Genomic DNA, 17447 nt, shown 5'->3' with positions numbered 1-17447 from the left:
GCTAAATGAGTCGTAATGTGTTGTTTTGTAATTTGATTGAGCAATATTGGTCGATGGCGACCGTAGAACCATTTTGCAAAGGTTCTAATAGGCATTTCACTCCTTCAAAGCTCCATCCGGTGAGCTTCCTTAACTCAGTAATGAGTGGGGAGTTACAGTTATTTTCAGTGCTCCAAGACGTCGCTCCGCGACTTTTTAAAAGATGCTTTACGTCTTTCGTTTTTACGAGCGAATAGCACTCGCTGGCAGTTTCAATCACTTGACCAAACCACTCAAAACCAACGATTTTTTTGATAGCTTCGCCGTAGTCATTTTTGTTTTCTTTGTAGGCAAGCTTTGCACCGCTTGCCAACTTGCAAAACAGTGCCCATTTCGATGAATCTGCCGCTTGTCTCAGTTCTTCTAGCTGCTCATCTTTTTGGGTTTGTTCAGGTGTTGCTCTGCGCAAACTGCGCCACAATGAAACAGGTTCGCCACCAAATTGTTGAAACTGACGAATACGGTGCACCGACGCCCAAGCGCGCACTTTAAATGCGCTTTCCTCGGCTTCGGTTTCTGGCATGTGTTTGCCGTTGATGTTCTTCGATACGTACTTAGCGATGTAAGCCGTTGCACCGCCCTTGCTTGGGTCAGCTTCTTTCACGTCAAAGCGTGGTGATGTATCTGTTCCAAGTTCTTCGCGGTCTGGGTTAATGGCTTCACCACGCAATACGTTGGTGATGGTCGCCTTGTCCTTTGGCGAACAAAACAAGAAATAGTGTGCGTGGCTGGTTGCGTCTTTGTGTGGTTCGGCTACACGAAAACCAAAGTAATTCACCTCGGCTTTTGCCAGCTTTGCACGAGCAATTGACCATTGGCGCATAAGTTCGGCGTGACCATCTTTAACGCTTGCTCCATCCCATTTTGGTGAATTGCGGTGATAGCGGCTTGGTAGTGTCCAAGTGATAAACAGCGCCGTGTATTCGAGTTCCTCAGCCAGTTCCTCAAACCCACGTGAACGCACCATCATTTCAATGCGGCGATTCTCTGGATTGGCGATTGTGCGCTTTGCTACGTCTTCCAATGCAAAGTGCTCGCCCGTTTCCTCGTTGTAGACACTCATTGATTTCATGTACTGCTCGGATTCGCGCTGCTTACGCTTCCAGTTGCCAAATGAAATCTCAGATACGTATTTGCTTTGGTGTCCTTTGTCACCAACACGGCTTAACGCGATTTGCGCATACTCGATGTAATCACCACGTAAGCGAAGCAAACGACGTTCAACCCACTTATCTGACTGCATTTTAAGGACTGCCGCCGTGAGCATCTGCTCAAGCGCTTCCTCATCGTCAGTATTGAAATTTACATAAGGCGTTTTCAGGTGAATCGTGTTTAACAGAGCCTTTTGTTCAGTGTAAACAGCGGTTAAGGCATCACTGAATGAGGCGTAACTCTCGGCATCTAGTGTCGATAAAATATCGGCACACTTATCTGCGTACTTCTCCGCAAACTTGGTGAGCGCGTCGTCACGCATCAGAATGTTATGGGTTAGAGGCTCACTACGTGCCCCTTTGCGACAGTCCACAAAGGAAAAGCGGTTCTCAATGTGCTTAGCACACTTCAAGCCAAACTTAACGGCATCACTTGCCGTCTTTCGAACGTTCTCTTTTGTGGCGTTTTTACGCTGGGTTCTTGCTTCCACTTTGCGCCTTACATCGTTGCGAACGATAGCGGGCAAACGTGGGAAAAATCGACGAGTAAAAGTGTTTTGATGAATGGCATCATTGGCGACTGTCTTAGCCGCCATTTTGATTTCTATGGCTTTTGTATCCACGAATCCCCCTGATTAAAGGGAAGAATCCGCGCCCACTTGGGGCGCTTCATCTTGCTTGCGGATTTTTTTAGACTTGAGTTTCATGCGCTCGGCAACAAGTGCATTATTGCGTTCTATGGCTTGATAAAGGCGCATTTTTCCATATCTTGATGTGGTCAAATGAGCAAAAGCCCCAAAACTTGATGGGTAAACTACAACCCACTGGCGAGACTCAAGCTCTAGCTTTGCTGCCTTTAACTGGAAGGCTATATTTGTAGCTCGACACTCACCGATTAGAAACCTAAGTTTCCCATAGTAGCGAGCAATATTGATGATATCGCCCGAACGATAAGCTTGAGACAAACCTTTGTAGTTATTCTTTACTGTTTCTTGCTTTGCTAGTTTCATGATGCAACCACCTCAACTTGAGTTAGTGGTTCACCATGATTTTGCGCGCCTAACGTTGCCATATGTTTCGCCACTTGACGAAGGCGTGAAAGTGTATTGCTGTTTGCTTCAAAGCAAGCGACCAAAGTACTGCCTTGGTAAAGCCAAAGTGACGCTTCAATTTCTTCTAGTTCGAAACTATCGAAGTAGATATGAATTCCGTTGCTTTGCGATGCAACGAGCTGGTTTTTGTTGCGGCGAGATTTCCAGATACTAATATTCATGCTACTACTCCCTGACGAAAACGTGTTGGAATGTAGGTTTGAGTTTTTTTCGGGAAATGCTCGGCGAATTTTTGGCGAAGCTCTGCAACTTTACGCAACGAGTTTGCCGTTTTATTTGGGTCAGGATTTATGCACCCTGCCATATCTGGGCAAGGTAAGTGAATTGGGTTGGTAACGATACGTTCCATGTTTTAGCCTCCGCAAGCTATTGATTTCCTGTCTCAAAAATAACGTTAAGGAAATCTTTTTAGCCGCGCAAGTCGCTTGCGGTAATGAAAGACGCAATACTATCCACTAAAATTTAACAATACAGCGAAGGGATGCGGGAACATGACTAATTATACAAATGTGCTTTTAGACCAACTGAAAACCCAGTTAGAGCTTACCTCTGACTATCAGTTGGCTAAACTTTTGGATGTTGGCACTAGTAGAATTAGCAACTACCGCAATGGGCGCAGTGTTCTTGATTGGGAATTGGCGTTTAAAATCGCCGATTTGTTAGAACTCGATGATCAAGATGTTGTGTACGGTTTGCTTGATGAAAAGACCGTAAACCCTCGCCTAATCAATGCCTTACAGTCACGCACGCCAGCCTAACCCCCGATTAACCCTTTTATACATAATGCGCACTGATTTTGTAGGCGCAAAGTTGTAATGTCACTATTTACCAAAGTTAAAATGTCTCTTTAGTTCGTAGTCACTAAGCTTTGCTTACAACCAGCTAAGGATGCGTTTAAGTTCATAGTCTTCCAGTATCTAACGAGACCTTGCGAAGTTGGATGATTGCAGATGGTTTATGGACACCGCATTCGCAACGCAAGCCTAAAGTTTACCAACCTCGCTACCGACGTGATTGTTTAGGCGAGCTCGTTCAAATTGATGGCTCTTACCACGATTGGTTTGAAGGACGATCTGACAAATGCTGTCTATTAGTCTTTATCGATGATGTGACTGGACGTTTGATGAACTTACAGTTAAGCATTAGTGACGTCGTAACCTTGTGTTCTTCAACAATACTGAGGTGTCACTTGTTTATTCATTTTCTTATGACATTAAAAAAGCGACTTGTTACAGTCGCTTTGAGTTTTTTTGTGACACTGTGACTCTTTTACATCATAAGAGTCATCTTTCCTGGAGCACTCATTCTAATTGATGACAATGCTTCCCCTGATATCTGGACGTTAGCAAACCAAAATGGTTTGTGCTTTTCTGCAAACACTTCACTTCTCGATAAGTTATCATAGATTGCATATGCCCTAGCCTGCGCTAAAGCTGCTCCATAGACACTGCGCTCTAAGATGGGTTTGCTTTCGATGTCTTCAAGAACAGCAACTTTTATATGTTCTACATTCTTCGACCAGTGAAAGTTTTCTAAAAGTCTTTTAGTCACCAGAGCTTCCATATCGACAATGACTTTAGGCAAGAAAGCGGAATTTGGTCGGACATCGGCACAGGCATAATACTCATCTTTCCTGTTCGTTTTTCTATAGTTCAGCATGACTTCAATGAGTGCGTCTTCAAACGTATCTGTGAAGTGATTAATCAATACGATGCTACCTAAGCTACGAAGCGTTCCGATCAAAACACCACAATCGGAATCTTGAACATCTGCCGATTCCAATCGCATTTTGGTGACGTTGGCAGTCAAAACCAATTGTTGCCAAAACTTGGGAGTCAGGATTTTAGTATTATTATCTGACCATCTCATCATTGGGCGCGCCATTAAAACCGGGAATAGCTTACGGCAATTTTCAATTCCAAGGCGCCCAATCGCGACTCTTGCATCTGAACTAGTTTTAGCCGCACTCCCTCGCTCACGCAGTCTTGAGTTCTCAATCAGATCTATAATCGTTGAGCTTAGCTGATGGCTATTGTTAGCCAAGTCTGTCAGTTTTGAAAAGCTTAGAGATGGAGAATAGGCAAACGATGCGAATAACTCAAATGCGGGTATATTGCTCGATAATTTATCAATTGGAAGCGTTTCAAGCTTCTTCATTAACATTCGATCGGCGACTTTCGATACATCGCTGATGACTTTTTGCAGTGTTTTCTGCTTGTCTTCCACGATTTGGCGTTTTTCTTTTACTCGCTCTTGTTCGCACATGAGAAGTATTCTTTGGTTGCGCGTGATTCTGTCTTCTTCACTAAAGATCACATCGTCACAATAACGCCCCTGTAAACTGAGGAGCTTATCCACTTGTGACTGATCCACTTGGTGGTTCATACTAGCTAGCCACTTGGCATGTCTAAGTTCGACTTCTTTCGATACTTTGACCGCGATGTCCATTGCTTCTGGTGTGTAATTTTTTTGCGTGAGCAACAAACTGATATTCCTAACGTTGTTTTTATTTTCCTGTCGGCAAGTTTATCTATAAAGACACACGCAGTAAATGGAATGTGATATTAATTCCACTTATAAATGAATGCTAATTATCGAAATATTATTAGTGAATGCTAATTGCCCGTTGTTATGTGTAGTCGTATATACTTTTCAGAGAATTTATAACGATAACGTTTGCCAATTTTCACATTTGATTTGGTGAACTGACATACGCGTTTATCACCATTTCCTTTAACTCTCTTGATCGTTGCATTCTTGCCTTTGTGTTCCATTTCAATCATCAAGTCACAATATCCGTGGTAACCATCAAATGCTCTATCAGTTTTCTTCTGCAGCTCCGCTTTGATTTTTTTCGCTACAGGATTGATTTCTGAGTCGTCAGCTATAGCAACAGAAATTCCAAATAAAAAGCACAAAAACGTGACAGTGTATCGCATAATGTTCCCTTTCGATTCGTAAAAGTGAAACTCTAACTCACTGACTTTGCTAATATAAAAATGGGACACATTAAATGCGTCCCGTTTAACACGAATAAGTAATTGATAGTTTTCTTAAGCTCGCTTTTTACCTTTGGTCGACTTAAAGCCTTGGTGAGGAAAAACGTTTCTAATGCGTTGTTGAACTTTTTTCGGCACGTCTTTGGAAAAGGTTAAGCGCATACCTGTACGTTGGTTATAGACTTTCATTTCGCCATCAAACGGAGAATGCTCAGCGATGTCTTGCAGGTTGTGTTTAAAAGAAGGCGGTATGTGACCTTTCACCTTCGATATTTGCCCTTGTTCAAACTTAACTTTTAGGACAGGTCTATCTACGGCGATAAGCCAAAAAATGACAACAGCAGCAATCAATATTACGTAAAGCATTTGATACTCCTTAGCTAGAAAGCAATTTACTCAAGTCTTCTTTCAGCGACGATACCTTCATACTGGCTTTTTCACTTCGAGATGCCTCTGATAACAAATACTCAATAGCATCGGATAACGTACAACCTAGCTCGTTCGCTCGATTGGAGAGTTTTTCCCACACTCGATAATCTAGATCGATGGACTTTTTCTTCGTGTGGACTTGTTCTGCATTGAAGTGACGTTTACGCTTAGCACGGATCGCTTGCTTCAGCTTATTATCAAGCTCTTCTGACATGTGGTTTTCAATCCAAGTAAGAACTTGGGTTGGCTCATGCTCAAGTTTACGAAGTTCGGCAATTGCGGCATCGGCTTCGCTCGTATCGATGTATCGGGTAACGGCTTCACCATCCTTCCACTTTTTGATGAGATACTTCCATTTCCAACCACATTCTAAATTTTCAAGCTGTTGATATTTCATCCTTCTGACCCTCAATACACTTATGGTGACAGCGTAACCCAAGTGTGCAGATTCGGCAATTAAAACTCATAAAAGTATCGATGTTGATCACTCATTTGTCGAAGGTTTAATCAACTGAATTTGCAGAATTTTTGGATTGGTCAAATTGTCGCTAGGGAGTTGATCGTCGTTTCGCTATAATGCTTGCAAGACTAAATTATGATGAATTTGAATGAACCAAGTTAACTGGCAAGATGTCACCCCTTCTTTCGAGCAGTACGAAGAGATTTTAAGTAAAGCCACTTCTCTACCGATTAAGCCCTTTATTGATCTTCAGCCTAGGCTTGAGGCGACCATTGACCGATTTACTCGTGTTCGAGGATTAACCCGTATTTTATTAGTGAATTGCACTGATAATGCGCTTTATCGTGGTTTCGTCAGCGAAGTATTGAAGAATAAGTCGTCAGCGCCTGTTGTGACAGTTGAGTCACTCGATGCCAAAGAGTTATTTGATCGTTACAGCGTGAATCAAGATGGTCAAACGACATTTGAGTCTGGCTTACTGTCTAAAGCAGATGGCGGTTATCTTGTTGTTCCTGCCAACTTAGTGCTTGCAAACGCTGCGCGCTGGCCAAGCATTAAAGCAGCAGTTCAAGGTGGAAGCTTTGCTCCGATTAACCTTACACCAAATCGAATTGCGTCATCGCCTTTTGCACCACAAGACTACGATGTAAAGCTGATCATTACAGGCGATCGAAACCAGTTAGCGGAAATCGAATATGTCGATGAAGACTTTTCTACAGGTCTGACGATGTATACTGAGGTTGAAGAAGATATCCACTTATCTCAAGAAAACCTAAGTAAATACGTTGGTTTGGTCAATTGGATTTGCCATGAATACCAACACCCTGCATTGAGTAACGAAGCCTTCCGAAGATTAATTCTTGCCGGCATGCGCTATACAGAAGATCAACACTATCTGCCTCTCGGTGTACTGTGGCACAACCAGCTGTTAGGTCTTGCTGGCCAGTATTCAAACTCATCGAGTATCGAGTTTGACGATATTGATCGTGCTATTGATGATAAATATTACCGTGAATCTTACCTACCACAACGTGCTGTGGACGATATTCTTGATGGACAAGTGATCATTGAGACGACCGGCGAACAGGTTGGGCAAATTAATGGTCTTACAGTGATTGATATGGCCGGACACCCTGTCTCCTATGGGGAACCTGCGCGTATTTCTTGTGTTATTCACTTTGGTGATGGTGATATTTCAGACGTCGAACGCAAAGCAGAACTTGGCGGCAACCTACATGCTAAGGGCATGATGATCATGCAAGCGTTTGTGAGTTCAGCACTGAATCTTGATGAACCACTACCATACTCCGCTTCGATTGTATTCGAGCAATCATACAGCGAAGTCGACGGAGACAGTGCCTCCTTAGCAGAGCTATGTTGTTTGGTGAGTGCCTTGTCAGAATCTCCAGTAAATCAACAGATCGCGGTTACTGGTGCAGTGGATCAATTTGGTCGCGTGCAAGCCGTTGGAGGCTTGAATGAAAAGATTGAGGGCTTCTACCAAGTATGTAAACACCAAGGCTTTACGGGAGAGCAAGGTGTGATTATGCCTAAATCTAACCTAAAACATCTCGCGTTACATAAAGATGTCATAGAAAGCATTAAGAATGGTGAGTTCCATATTTGGTCAGTTTCTACTGTTGATGAAGCGATTCCCATTCTTATGTCTAAACCATTTCGCGGTGAAGAAGACAGCATCATTGGTAAAATTGCCGAACGTATTGAAAACTTTGAAAGACATGAGCATCCAGAAGGAATTGTGGAGCGCATCAAAAACTGGTTTGTCTAGTACTGATCGGAGTTGTTTAGCGTACACGTGTTCACTAAGATGCAGCTATCAAAAATTGGAGTAATTGATAATGCAAAACAAACGTGATTCTTACAACCGTGACGATCTTCTCGCTTCTAGCCAAGGTGAGCTATTTGGACCAGGTTACCCTCAGCTTCCTGCGCCAAACATGCTAATGATGGATCGTGTTACTAAAATGTCTGAGACTGAAGGCGATTTTGGTAAAGGTTTGATCCTCGCAGAATTGGACATTACTCCAGATCTTTGGTTTTTTGACTGTCACTTCCCTGGTGACCCAGTAATGCCTGGTTGTCTTGGTCTTGATGCTATGTGGCAGCTTGTTGGTTTCTTCCTAGGCTGGGTTGGCGGTAAAGGCAAAGGTCGAGCTCTGGGTGTTGGCGAAGTGAAGTTTACGGGTCAAATCCTACCAACAGCGAAAAAAGTAACGTACGAGATCCACATGAAGCGCGTTGTTAACCGCAAATTAGTAATGGGTCTAGCTGATGGTCGTGTATGTGTAGATGGTAAAGAAATCTACGTAGCAAAAGATCTGAAAGTGGGTTTGTTCCAAGACACTTCAAGCTTCTAATCTCCTACTCTGAAGTATTTATCAAGGCTCCTATCAAAGGAGCCTTTTCTTTATCTTATGGCATTTAGTTTAGACACACGCGTAAATTGCTACATTTAAAAACATCCGCTTTAAACGCAGAAAAGGCTCTTAACGAGCCCTTTCAAATCCTTCTGTTTGTATGTGGAGAGTTTATTTGTAGAGACCAGATTGTCTTTCATCTCTGGCATCACGCCAACCACCTAACCAATACGACCGAGCATCAATTTGTTGATATGGGCAAGCCTCTTGAGACCTTCCATTCAACCCAGCTTTATAGCCTTGAGATTGAGCTCGTTCTAGGCGATCACGCTTTTGTCTCTTCATAGTTAATTCCTCATACAGGTCCATTTACAAACGTACTACTGTTATTGTGAAACTTTGATGGAGTTTTTATGACTCCATCTACAAGAATCGATCAAATTGCGCATTTTCTCAAGGCATAAAAAAAGCAGAGGCTCATTTCTGTGAGCCTCTGCTTGATTTAAAAATTACTGACTATTTTCTACGGAACCCGAATAGACCCAGCATGGTCAAAGCCAGCCATCCTAGACCAGCGCCTTGGCGTTCCGCAGCTTCCTCTTCAACACTGCGTGGTTGAATATTAGCTTTAGTTGCACCTGGAATCGGCTTAAGCTTAACAGCAACGATTTTCTCTTCACCGTTACTACAGAAAGAGTTGTGAGCTGTTGTGTCATAACCGCCTGCACACTTCATTGCTGTCGCTGAGATAACGCCGGCATCGTTGATATCTGAAGCGCTAATGATACGGAACTCGTTGTTGCTGTCAGAAATATCTCTGGCGCTTGCGCTCTGATCGTTTGCACCGTTGGTGAGATCGTCGAGGAACCATGCTTTGCCATCGAAGATTTCTTTAGCACGCTCACTAACTGTTCCACCTTGAGCATATGGATAGATAAATCCACGTTTACGGCGAGGTTTACCCTCTTCTTCACGAGTCTTCTCAGCGTCTAATTGACCAACAATCTCATTGTATGAGCTGATGCCACCCATTTGACCGCCAGCACCGCTAAAGAATATACCAGAAGTTGGGTAGAAGGCACTTACTGAGCTCTTAGTCACATCGTCAACAACAAAGAGACGATTTGGTGCAGACCCTGTTGGCATTAAGTAAGCCCCCGAACGTTTGGCTTCACCAATCGCAACAAAATTTGCATTTACGTCAGTTAGACGTGAGTTGGTATGAACCGTATCACCACTGATTCTTTGTTGGGCACCATCAACTTCTTTATTTACCCATGTAGAATCAACGACTGAGCCTTCTTTTGCCAACGTTCCTACGAAGACTGTTGCGTTCATGTAGTTGTTGTCACTGTCATAGGTGTTGTACCCAACACCATAAACAGTTGAATCTTTTACAACAAGATCTCGCATGCTACCTTGCGCCAAGCGTTCATCTTCTTGAGCTTGTCCACTTGGCCAATTTAACTCGAAGGTAGAGCCTGTCGAGTCCCAAATGGCAGCTTTAGACGTAGAGTGGTCGCCATTATCATTGTTGGCAAATCTCGAAACGCTACCTACAGTAAATGTTCCATTTGTTTTCCAAGCCCTGCTTTCTAGAAGCTTTGGAACTGCGTCGCTTGTGTCAAAGTTAGGACTAGTTCCTGGTGCAACAACCGTATTTCTTGTTTCTAAAACAGTTGGATCGGTTGTACTGATAACACTTTGATTGCCTACAGGCTTCCCTTCAGCAGTCAGACTGTTGATGACATTGTTGTACTTATTGGTATACGCTGCAGAATCGATTGTATTGGCGGTATTTCCCTCGACATACGCAAGCGCGTTTGAAGTAAAGTCTCTGGTAAATGCTTCTTTATTCCACGGAGTCCAATGCACGGATGCCCAAGATTCACACGTTGAGTAACGACGTTCGTTGAAACAGTATCTTTCAAAATCGTCATACTCTTGTACGTAATAGAAACCAGAATCCAAAGCAAATGGCACTTCTTCGCGGTAGCTAACACCGTCGACTTCTTGCCCTGTTGAGATTGGGGTTACTCGTGTTTCAAGCGCTAGTTTGAAATGTTCAGACTCGGGGGAATTTACCGGTTTACAGCCGGATTTAGCTCCTTCATCAAAACAACCAAGCGCATACGGAACGTCGCCTTGTTGAATTGCAACTCCGTATGATGTTCGAGCTGTTTCTGTATCAACACTATTTCCATTAATCTGAGGATCAACTTCAAGGACTTGATACAGGGCTGCATTAGCATTCATTGCCGTACCCACCATCATAGCGATGGCGGTTAATTTGAATTTGTTACTACAATTCATCGAATTCTTAACTATCCTGTTGCATTGCTTCGAGTTCTTCCCATCTCTCGAACGCGATTTCCAACTCCTGCTCTACCGCAGCGAGCTGTTCCAATACCGGTTGAGTCTGTTCTACAGGTTTAGTGAAGAACTCTGGGTCGTTCACTTGTTCTTGTAGAGTCTCAATATCCGCCTCTAATTGTTCTAGTTTAGCTGGAAGAGCCTCTAATTCTCTTTGCAGCTTATACGATAACTTCTTCGAATTGTTCTTAGGTTGCGTAGTTTTGGGAGTTTCCTCAACCACTTTCTCTTTCTTCGCTGCTTTTTCAACCTGACTGCGCGAAGCAAGAACTTGATCACGCTGCTGTTTTGCGTCGTGGTAACCACCAACAAACTCTTCGATTATGCCGTTACCTTCAAAAATCCAACTGGTCGTCACCGTATTGTCTACGAACTCACGGTCGTGGCTCACTAACAGTAACGTACCCTGATAATTGGCAAGCATTTCTTCTAAAAGTTCCAACGTTTCGATGTCCAAATCGTTGGTAGGTTCGTCAAGAATAAGCAAGTTGTTAGGTTTCAACAAGATACGAGCCAGCAACAAACGGTTTTTTTCGCCTCCAGACAAGGCTTTTACTGGCGTGCGAGCACGTTTTGGTGCAAACAAGAAATCTTGTAGGTAGCTCAATGCGTGACGCTGACGCCCTCCAACCATCACTTCTTGCTTACCATCTGCTAAGTTATCAATAACCGTCTTTTCAGGATCAAGAATTTCGCGGTACTGATCGAAGTAAGCCACTTCGAGCTTTGTTCCACAATGAAGACGACCACCTTGCGCTGATAATTGCCCTAATAGCAACTTGAGAACGGTACTTTTACCACAGCCGTTAGGACCAATCAGTGCGATTCGATCACCACGCATAATGTTGAAGCTAAAGTTATCAACGATTTTTTTGCCTTCAAAAGCAAAAGAGACATTCTCAGCTTCAAATACGATCTTACCTGAGCGCGAAGCATCGTCGATGTTAAGGTTAACTTTACCTTGAACCTCACGTCTGTCACGACGTTCTTCACGAAGCTTTTTAAGGGCACGAACACGACCTTCGTTGCGTGTACGGCGTGCTTTAATGCCTTGGCGAATCCACACTTCTTCCTGAGCTAGCTTTTTGTCGAACTCTGCATTTTGCATTTCTTCGACACGAAGCATCTCTTCTTTGTCATTTAAGTATTGGTCATAATCACCAGGGAAAGAAGCGAGTTGTCCGCGATCGAGGTCAACAATGCGTGTCGCCATCGATTTGATGAATGCACGGTCGTGGGAAATGAAGATGATCGAGCCTTTGAAGTCCTTTAGAAAGTTCTCTAACCATTCGATGGTCGTTACATCAAGGTGGTTAGTTGGCTCATCAAGAAGCAATACATCAGGGTCACAAACAAGTGCCCGAGCGAGAGCGGCTTTACGTTGCCAACCACCCGATAGATCAGTCAGTTTGGTTTCAGGGCTTAGCTTTAGCGCGCCAAGTACATTCTTAACACGATCATCAAAGCGCCAAGCGTTAAGGTGATCCAACTGTTCTTGAATCTTAGCAAGACGATTAATGTTCTTTTCACTTGGGTCCTGAGCGACAAGATCGAGAAGATCATGATAGATCTTCAACTGCTCACCGATTTCAGCTAAACCACCAGATACGTATTCGTAAACTGTGCCTTCTTGATTGCGTGGTGGATCTTGTTCAAGTCGAGAAACAACGACGTCTTGGGTGATTTGAATCTTGCCATCGTCCAACAAAATGTCGCCAGCAAGCACTTTCATTAACGTAGACTTACCTGCACCGTTGCGACCAACTAAACAAACGCGTTCATTTTCTTGAAGAGCGAACTCTGCTTTGTCTAGTAATGGGTGGTCGCCAAATGCAAGTTGTGCGTTATGAATGGTAAGTAATGCCATTATTATCCAACCAATGTTTGAGTTTTTCTAAGTCAAACGGCCAGTTCAACTCAGAATCTTGATATTTTAATACGGGAATTGTTACGCCGTAACGAGAAAAGAGAGCATCGTCGAACGCTATGTCGACGATGTGTGTTTGTTCGGCGAGACCAATCTGACTAACGAGGTCAAACGCCATCTCGCAGAGATGGCATCCTTCAGTGCTGTAAAGCGTTAGCACGTTAAACATCCTTTTACTGTTCGGTCCCTATTCTGCGTGAGTAACCAACCAGCAGTTGTGAATCTGTTTGTTACGAGAAAAATCCAATGGCAGAGTTTGAGAAGAAATGTTCTGCGCTTTTAAGCCCAGTTCTGCAAGCCCTGCTTCGTCCATCTTGAAGTGACGTTTGTTGTTCGAGAAAACAATCGTACCGCCAGCACGCAACAGACGCTTAAGGTTCGTCATTAGCTTAATGTGGTCACGTTGCACATCGAACGACGTTTCCATGCGTTTAGAGTTAGAGAACGTCGGTGGGTCAATAAAGATAAGATCGTATTCACCTTTGGCGTTCTCAAGCCACTGGAGACAGTCAGCTTGCTCAAAACGATGCTGGCGACCAACACAACCGTTTAGCTGCATGTTGTCTTTCGCCCAGTTGAGGTACGTGTTAGACATATCTACCGTAGTTGTAGAACGCGCTCCACCAACTGCAGCGTGCACTGTTGCACTGCCAGTGTAAGCAAACAAGTTAAGGAAATCTTTACCCTGTGCCATTTCGCCAAGACGACGACGAGTTATCTTATGATCCAAGAACAAGCCCGTGTCTAGGTAGTCATGAAGGTTTACGATCAGCTTCACTCCGTACTCGTTCACTTCAAGCGTCTCTGAAACTTGACCTAATTTTTGGTACTGGCTACGACCCTTTTGCTTCTCACGAACTTTAAGTACTACGTTATTCGCTTCTACACCTGTTACCTGAATCGTTGCACGGATGATGTCCGTTAGACGGCGCTTGGCTTTTTCTTCAGGGATATTCTTAGGTGCTGCGTATTCTTGAATCACAATTTGATCGCCGTACACGTCGATCGCTACATTGTATTCAGGAAGATCCGCATCGTAGATACGGTAACAGTCAAGTTTCTCTTTACGAGCCCACTTACCAATCTTGCCAATGTTTTTCTTCAAACGGTTTGAGAAGTCTGGTGCAATTTGAACATTAGTGTCCGCGCCTTTCACTTCATCAATGCTGCGCTCTGCAATGCTGTAGTTCTTTTGGTGACAAGGTAACGCACCATTGTTCAATTTGAACTGTTTGTCCGCACGCATACGAAGACAACTTAGTAGCTCGTCTGAACTTGAGAAGATAGACGCTTTACAACCGCCAAATTCTGCTTTTAGCTGACCACCAAATGCTGTGTATAGCGCGATCAGACCAGGTTCAGTGCCAAGACGCTCACCATAAGGCGGGTTAGAAACGATAACGCCAGATTCGAAACCAGCCGGACGAGTAATGGTTGCTGCATCGCCTTGTGCAAATTCAATCAACTCTTCAACACCAGCTCTACGAGCGTTGTCTCGTGCAACCTTCAATACTTTCGGGTCGTTATCGAAGCCGAAAAACTTAGCGTCAACTTTTTTGACACCGCGTCGAGCTTGTACATTTGCCTCTGATTTAATCTCTGCCCAAAGCTCTGGTTCAAAATCTTCTAGCGCTTCAAAGCCCCACTGTTTGCGCTTAACGCCTGGTGCCATATTGGCTGCCATCATCGCTGCTTCAATCAGCAACGTACCAGAACCACACATTGGGTCTAAAAGCGGTTGTGAACCATCCCAGCCACAACGCATTACGATTGCTGCTGCAAGCGTCTCACGTAATGGAGCTCGACCTGATTCTGGACGGTAGCCACGTTGATGAAGACCACTACCCACCATATCCACACCAAGAATGGCTTTGTCTTTGTGCAGACGAACATGAACGCGGATATCAGGGCGTTCTTTGTTAATGTTTGGACGAGGAAGTCCTTTTTTCTCAAAGCAATCTACGATGCCGTCTTTTACTTTCATTGCACCGTATTGGCTGTTGCGGATTTCACGGTTCGTACCATTGAAGTCGACCACAAAGCGCTTTGAACTATGGAACTGGTTTACCCAGTTAATGGAAGACGTCGACAGGTAAAGGTCCATGTCGTCGTTACAGGTAAATTCCGATAAAACACGTACAAATCGAGACGCCAAGCGGCTCCACAAACAGCAACGGTAAATCTGTTCATTCGTCGCCTTAAATTTAACGCCTGCCTGTACTGGTTTGGCGTTTTCAATGCCTAGTTTAGTCAGTTCTTCAACAAGCAAGTTTTCCATGCCGTTTGAAGTTACCGCGAGATATTGATTCATAGTGTTCTTTCGTCGATAAAAAATGGCTTTGATTATACCTGACTTTACGATCAATGCCTCGTTTTTAAAGGCATTTTTACTTTATTAGCTCAAACAGTCGCCAATCTCATCTGTTGAAAATCAAAACACAGCACATCTACAAACAAAATACGTCTCTTTATCACTTTCTAGTAAAGACAAGCATCATAACGAGAGTGAATACTTATTTACACCATCCTTGGTCTATACCAACCACTCATTTTGCGTGTAATTAACTTACAAAATGAGCGTATAGGGGAACAAAAGGTGAAATATTAGGCGTCTGGTTGCCTAAATTAAGGAAACGCTAAAATGAAAAAAGTGGAATAAAAGTGAGCTACTTCATATCTGAGATACAAAATAGCCCTCACCTAGGCATGTATTTGGCGTGCACAAGAGGAGATATTCAGAAAATTCTAGGCAAAAAAAATCGACCTAATGAGGTCGATTAATGCAAACAAAGGAACGAAAATAAAGAAAAATCAAAAGGAAATTAACCCACCATCGCCATTGGTGCCATCGTGAATAAGTGATTGGCACACACCATGCGATCGTGCATTACTTTAATTGGTTGCCCAAATGGCAGTACTTTGTTGCCATCAAGTAGAAATTCATCCTGCCCTACGTAAGCACATAGGCTTGATGTTTCACCTGGTTCTAGAACGATGAATACGCCTTCTGAATATCGATTTGTTAGGAAGACCATATCCCCTTCTTCTGGCTCATGTCCATCGCATTGGGCGTCGAAGAACCAGCTCTTCGGTTGAACAGGTTTATGAAAGCGTTTTGCAGCTACGCAATAGAGCGTAAGTTCGGCTTGACGGTATTCGTTGATGTCGAGACAACGGATTCGTTCGTTGTACGTTTGAAACGCGCTTGCGTCATCAACAGTGAATTCATTGTTTGAGAAGGCACAATTGACCAACAGCTTACGGCATAGATTGGTTTGGAAAATCATCTCCTCCCCCAAATCCAGCATTAGGCAAGCTTTCTGCTCGTCAAAATACCAATTCCATTTGTCGCTGGGTTTAAGCATTATTCCGTTCTCTTGTTTGTGACTAGTTAATCAGTAATAAGAGGTAAGACGCTTAATTACCTACTCATGATTTTTAAATTTTACAAACGAACGGGCAAAAAAAAAGAGGAAACGAATTCCTCTTTCTTTAGTAACAAGCGTCGATTTCTCAACGATTTAGCGATTGCTCTTATAGATTTTTAACAATATCGCGTACGAGACCTGGTCCGTGGTATATGAAACCAGTGTAAACTTGAACAAGTTGTGCACCTGCCATCATTTTCTCTTTCGCTGCTACGTATGAGTCAACACCGCCCACACCGATTATCGGAAGTTTATCGCCAAGCTCTTCATGAAGTTTACGAACAACTTCTGTTGAACGTGATTGAACCGGACGTCCGCTTAGACCACCCGCTTCGTTCGCATGTTTCATGCCTTCAACGACTGTGCGATCAAGCGTTGTGTTTGTTGCAATCACACCGTCGATGTTATTCTTAATTAGCGACTCACAGATCTGGCTGATTTCGTCATCGCTCAAATCCGGTGCAATTTTTAGCGCAAGTGGTACGTACTTACCGTGCTTTTCTGCAAGTTCTGCTTGCTTCTCTTTGAGTTCAGATAGCAATTCGTCTAGCGCTTCACCGTACTGAAGTGAACGAAGCCCTGGTGTATTTGGTGACGAGATGTTCACGGCGATGTAACCGGCATACTCGTACACTTTTTCCATACAAATCAGGTAGTCCTCTGCCCCTTTCTCAATTGGTGTATCTTTATTTTTACCAATGTTGATACCAAGAATGCAGTTGTATTTTGCCTTTTTCACATTCTCAACCAGATGATCCACACCTAGGTTGTTAAAGCCCATACGGTTGATGATACCTTCCGCTTCAACTAGGCGGAACAAACGTGGCTTGTCGTTACCTGGTTGCGGACGAGGCGTAACAGTACCAACTTCGACAAAACCAAAGCCCATAGCGTCAAACGCTTCGATACATTCGCCGTTTTTGTCCAAACCAGCAGCAAGACCCACTGGGTTACGGAATGTAAGCCCCATGCATTCTACTGGACGATTTGGTAATTGTTGACGATAGAAAAGATCGAGAGGAGTGCCGTTAAAGCGTTGGAAGTTTTTGATTGCAAGATCATGTGCCTTTTCGGCATCAAGTTGGAAAAAGCCAGTTCTGGCTAGACGGTAAAGCATTGTGCCTCCGAAAGAAAAAAGCCCCGTGTAAACG

At 43.6% G+C, this 17447-nt stretch carries 18 protein-coding genes and 1 pseudogene; 4 read left to right on the top strand and 15 right to left on the bottom strand.

The features are described from left to right. Position 1: 1 nt before the first annotated feature. The 4 genes from AACR11_RS11640 to AACR11_RS11625 are packed head-to-tail and all read right to left on the bottom strand — an operon-like array spanning position 2 to position 2651. Entirely contained in the window at positions 2–1786 is a 1785-nt protein-coding gene (locus AACR11_RS11640) for a replication endonuclease (RefSeq protein WP_029788445.1), read from the bottom strand. 39 nt (positions 1787–1825) lie between these two features. After that, positions 1826–2200 carry a hypothetical protein gene (locus AACR11_RS11635; RefSeq protein ID WP_029788444.1) on the bottom strand — a complete coding sequence of 125 codons (375 nt, stop codon included), beginning with the start codon at positions 2198–2200 and terminating at the stop codon, positions 1826–1828. Then, positions 2197–2463, bottom strand: coding sequence for a hypothetical protein (locus AACR11_RS11630; RefSeq protein WP_029788443.1), 267 nt, complete (start codon positions 2461–2463; stop codon positions 2197–2199). The genes AACR11_RS11635 and AACR11_RS11630 overlap by 4 nt, the downstream gene beginning before the upstream one ends. Beyond that, on the bottom strand, positions 2460–2651 hold the full coding sequence (locus AACR11_RS11625) for a hypothetical protein (RefSeq protein WP_029788442.1): 192 nt from the start codon (positions 2649–2651) through the stop codon (positions 2460–2462). Before AACR11_RS11625 ends, AACR11_RS11630 begins: the two co-directional genes overlap by 4 nt. 142 nt (positions 2652–2793) lie before the next feature. Between AACR11_RS11625 and AACR11_RS11620 the strand changes: the two genes are divergently transcribed. Together AACR11_RS11620 and AACR11_RS11615 are read left to right on the top strand one after the other, a co-directional pair. After that, a complete protein-coding gene (locus AACR11_RS11620) occupies positions 2794–3060 on the top strand; it encodes a helix-turn-helix domain-containing protein (RefSeq protein ID WP_029788441.1) in 267 nt (88 codons plus the stop codon). 149 nt (positions 3061–3209) lie between these two features. Then, positions 3210–3452: pseudogene (locus AACR11_RS11615) on the top strand (ISNCY family transposase); the annotation flags it as partial. A 119-nt stretch (positions 3453–3571) separates the two neighbouring features. Here AACR11_RS11615 and AACR11_RS11610 read toward each other — a convergent pair. The 4 genes from AACR11_RS11610 to matP form a co-directional block, all read right to left on the bottom strand. Continuing rightward, positions 3572–4786, bottom strand: a complete 1215-nt coding sequence (locus AACR11_RS11610) for an HDOD domain-containing protein (RefSeq protein ID WP_009697843.1) — start codon at positions 4784–4786, stop codon at positions 3572–3574. A 131-nt stretch (positions 4787–4917) separates the two neighbouring features. After that, a complete protein-coding gene (locus AACR11_RS11605) occupies positions 4918–5241 on the bottom strand; it encodes a hypothetical protein (RefSeq protein WP_079324745.1) in 324 nt (107 codons plus the stop codon). 114 nt (positions 5242–5355) lie between these two features. After that, positions 5356–5667: a DUF3634 family protein gene (locus AACR11_RS11600; RefSeq protein WP_005446826.1), complete on the bottom strand. Its 312-nt coding sequence runs from the start codon at positions 5665–5667 to the stop codon at positions 5356–5358. 10 nt (positions 5668–5677) lie between these two features. After that, a complete protein-coding gene (gene matP / locus AACR11_RS11595) occupies positions 5678–6127 on the bottom strand; it encodes a macrodomain Ter protein MatP (protein WP_005446823.1) in 450 nt (149 codons plus the stop codon). Positions 6128–6338: 211 nt separating this feature from the next. Between matP and AACR11_RS11590 the strand changes: the two genes are divergently transcribed. Further along, positions 6339–7979 carry a S16 family serine protease gene (locus AACR11_RS11590; protein WP_029788438.1) on the top strand — a complete coding sequence of 547 codons (1641 nt, stop codon included), beginning with the start codon at positions 6339–6341 and terminating at the stop codon, positions 7977–7979. A gap of 70 nt (positions 7980–8049) precedes the next feature. Next, positions 8050–8568, top strand: coding sequence for a bifunctional 3-hydroxydecanoyl-ACP dehydratase/trans-2-decenoyl-ACP isomerase (gene fabA / locus AACR11_RS11585; protein WP_005390081.1), 519 nt, complete (start codon positions 8050–8052; stop codon positions 8566–8568). A gap of 171 nt (positions 8569–8739) precedes the next feature. Here fabA and rmf read toward each other — a convergent pair whose 3' ends face one another. From rmf to pyrD, 7 genes are all read right to left on the bottom strand, one after another. Beyond that, positions 8740–8913 (bottom strand): ribosome modulation factor, encoded by a 174-nt coding sequence (gene rmf, locus AACR11_RS11580; RefSeq protein ID WP_005446820.1) that lies wholly within the window; start codon positions 8911–8913, stop codon positions 8740–8742. Positions 8914–9084: 171 nt separating this feature from the next. Then, the gene (locus tag AACR11_RS11575; RefSeq protein ID WP_079324743.1) at positions 9085–10881 is read right to left on the bottom strand and encodes a DUF3466 family protein; all 1797 of its coding nucleotides are present in this window, start codon (positions 10879–10881) and stop codon (positions 9085–9087) included. Between the two features lie 7 nt (positions 10882–10888). Then, positions 10889–12808: an ABC transporter ATP-binding protein gene (locus AACR11_RS11570; RefSeq protein WP_017818127.1), complete on the bottom strand. Its 1920-nt coding sequence runs from the start codon at positions 12806–12808 to the stop codon at positions 10889–10891. Beyond that, entirely contained in the window at positions 12786–13037 is a 252-nt protein-coding gene (locus tag AACR11_RS11565) for a glutaredoxin family protein (RefSeq protein WP_079324741.1), read from the bottom strand. The genes AACR11_RS11570 and AACR11_RS11565 overlap by 23 nt, the downstream gene beginning before the upstream one ends. A gap of 18 nt (positions 13038–13055) precedes the next feature. Then, complete coding sequence (gene rlmKL / locus AACR11_RS11560) at positions 13056–15179, bottom strand: bifunctional 23S rRNA (guanine(2069)-N(7))-methyltransferase RlmK/23S rRNA (guanine(2445)-N(2))-methyltransferase RlmL (protein WP_029788435.1); 2124 nt, start codon at positions 15177–15179, stop codon at positions 13056–13058. 511 nt (positions 15180–15690) lie between these two features. After that, a complete protein-coding gene (locus AACR11_RS11555; protein ID WP_005446810.1) occupies positions 15691–16233 on the bottom strand; it encodes a cell division protein ZapC in 543 nt (180 codons plus the stop codon). Positions 16234–16402: 169 nt separating this feature from the next. Beyond that, positions 16403–17413, bottom strand: coding sequence for a quinone-dependent dihydroorotate dehydrogenase (gene pyrD, locus AACR11_RS11550; protein WP_017190185.1), 1011 nt, complete (start codon positions 17411–17413; stop codon positions 16403–16405). Positions 17414–17447: the final 34 nt, after the last annotated feature.

This window comes from Vibrio sp. L85, from assembly GCF_963871815.1.
Lineage (GTDB): Bacteria > Pseudomonadota > Gammaproteobacteria > Enterobacterales > Vibrionaceae > Vibrio > Vibrio harveyi.
This window is presented reverse-complemented; position numbering and strand designations above follow the sequence as displayed.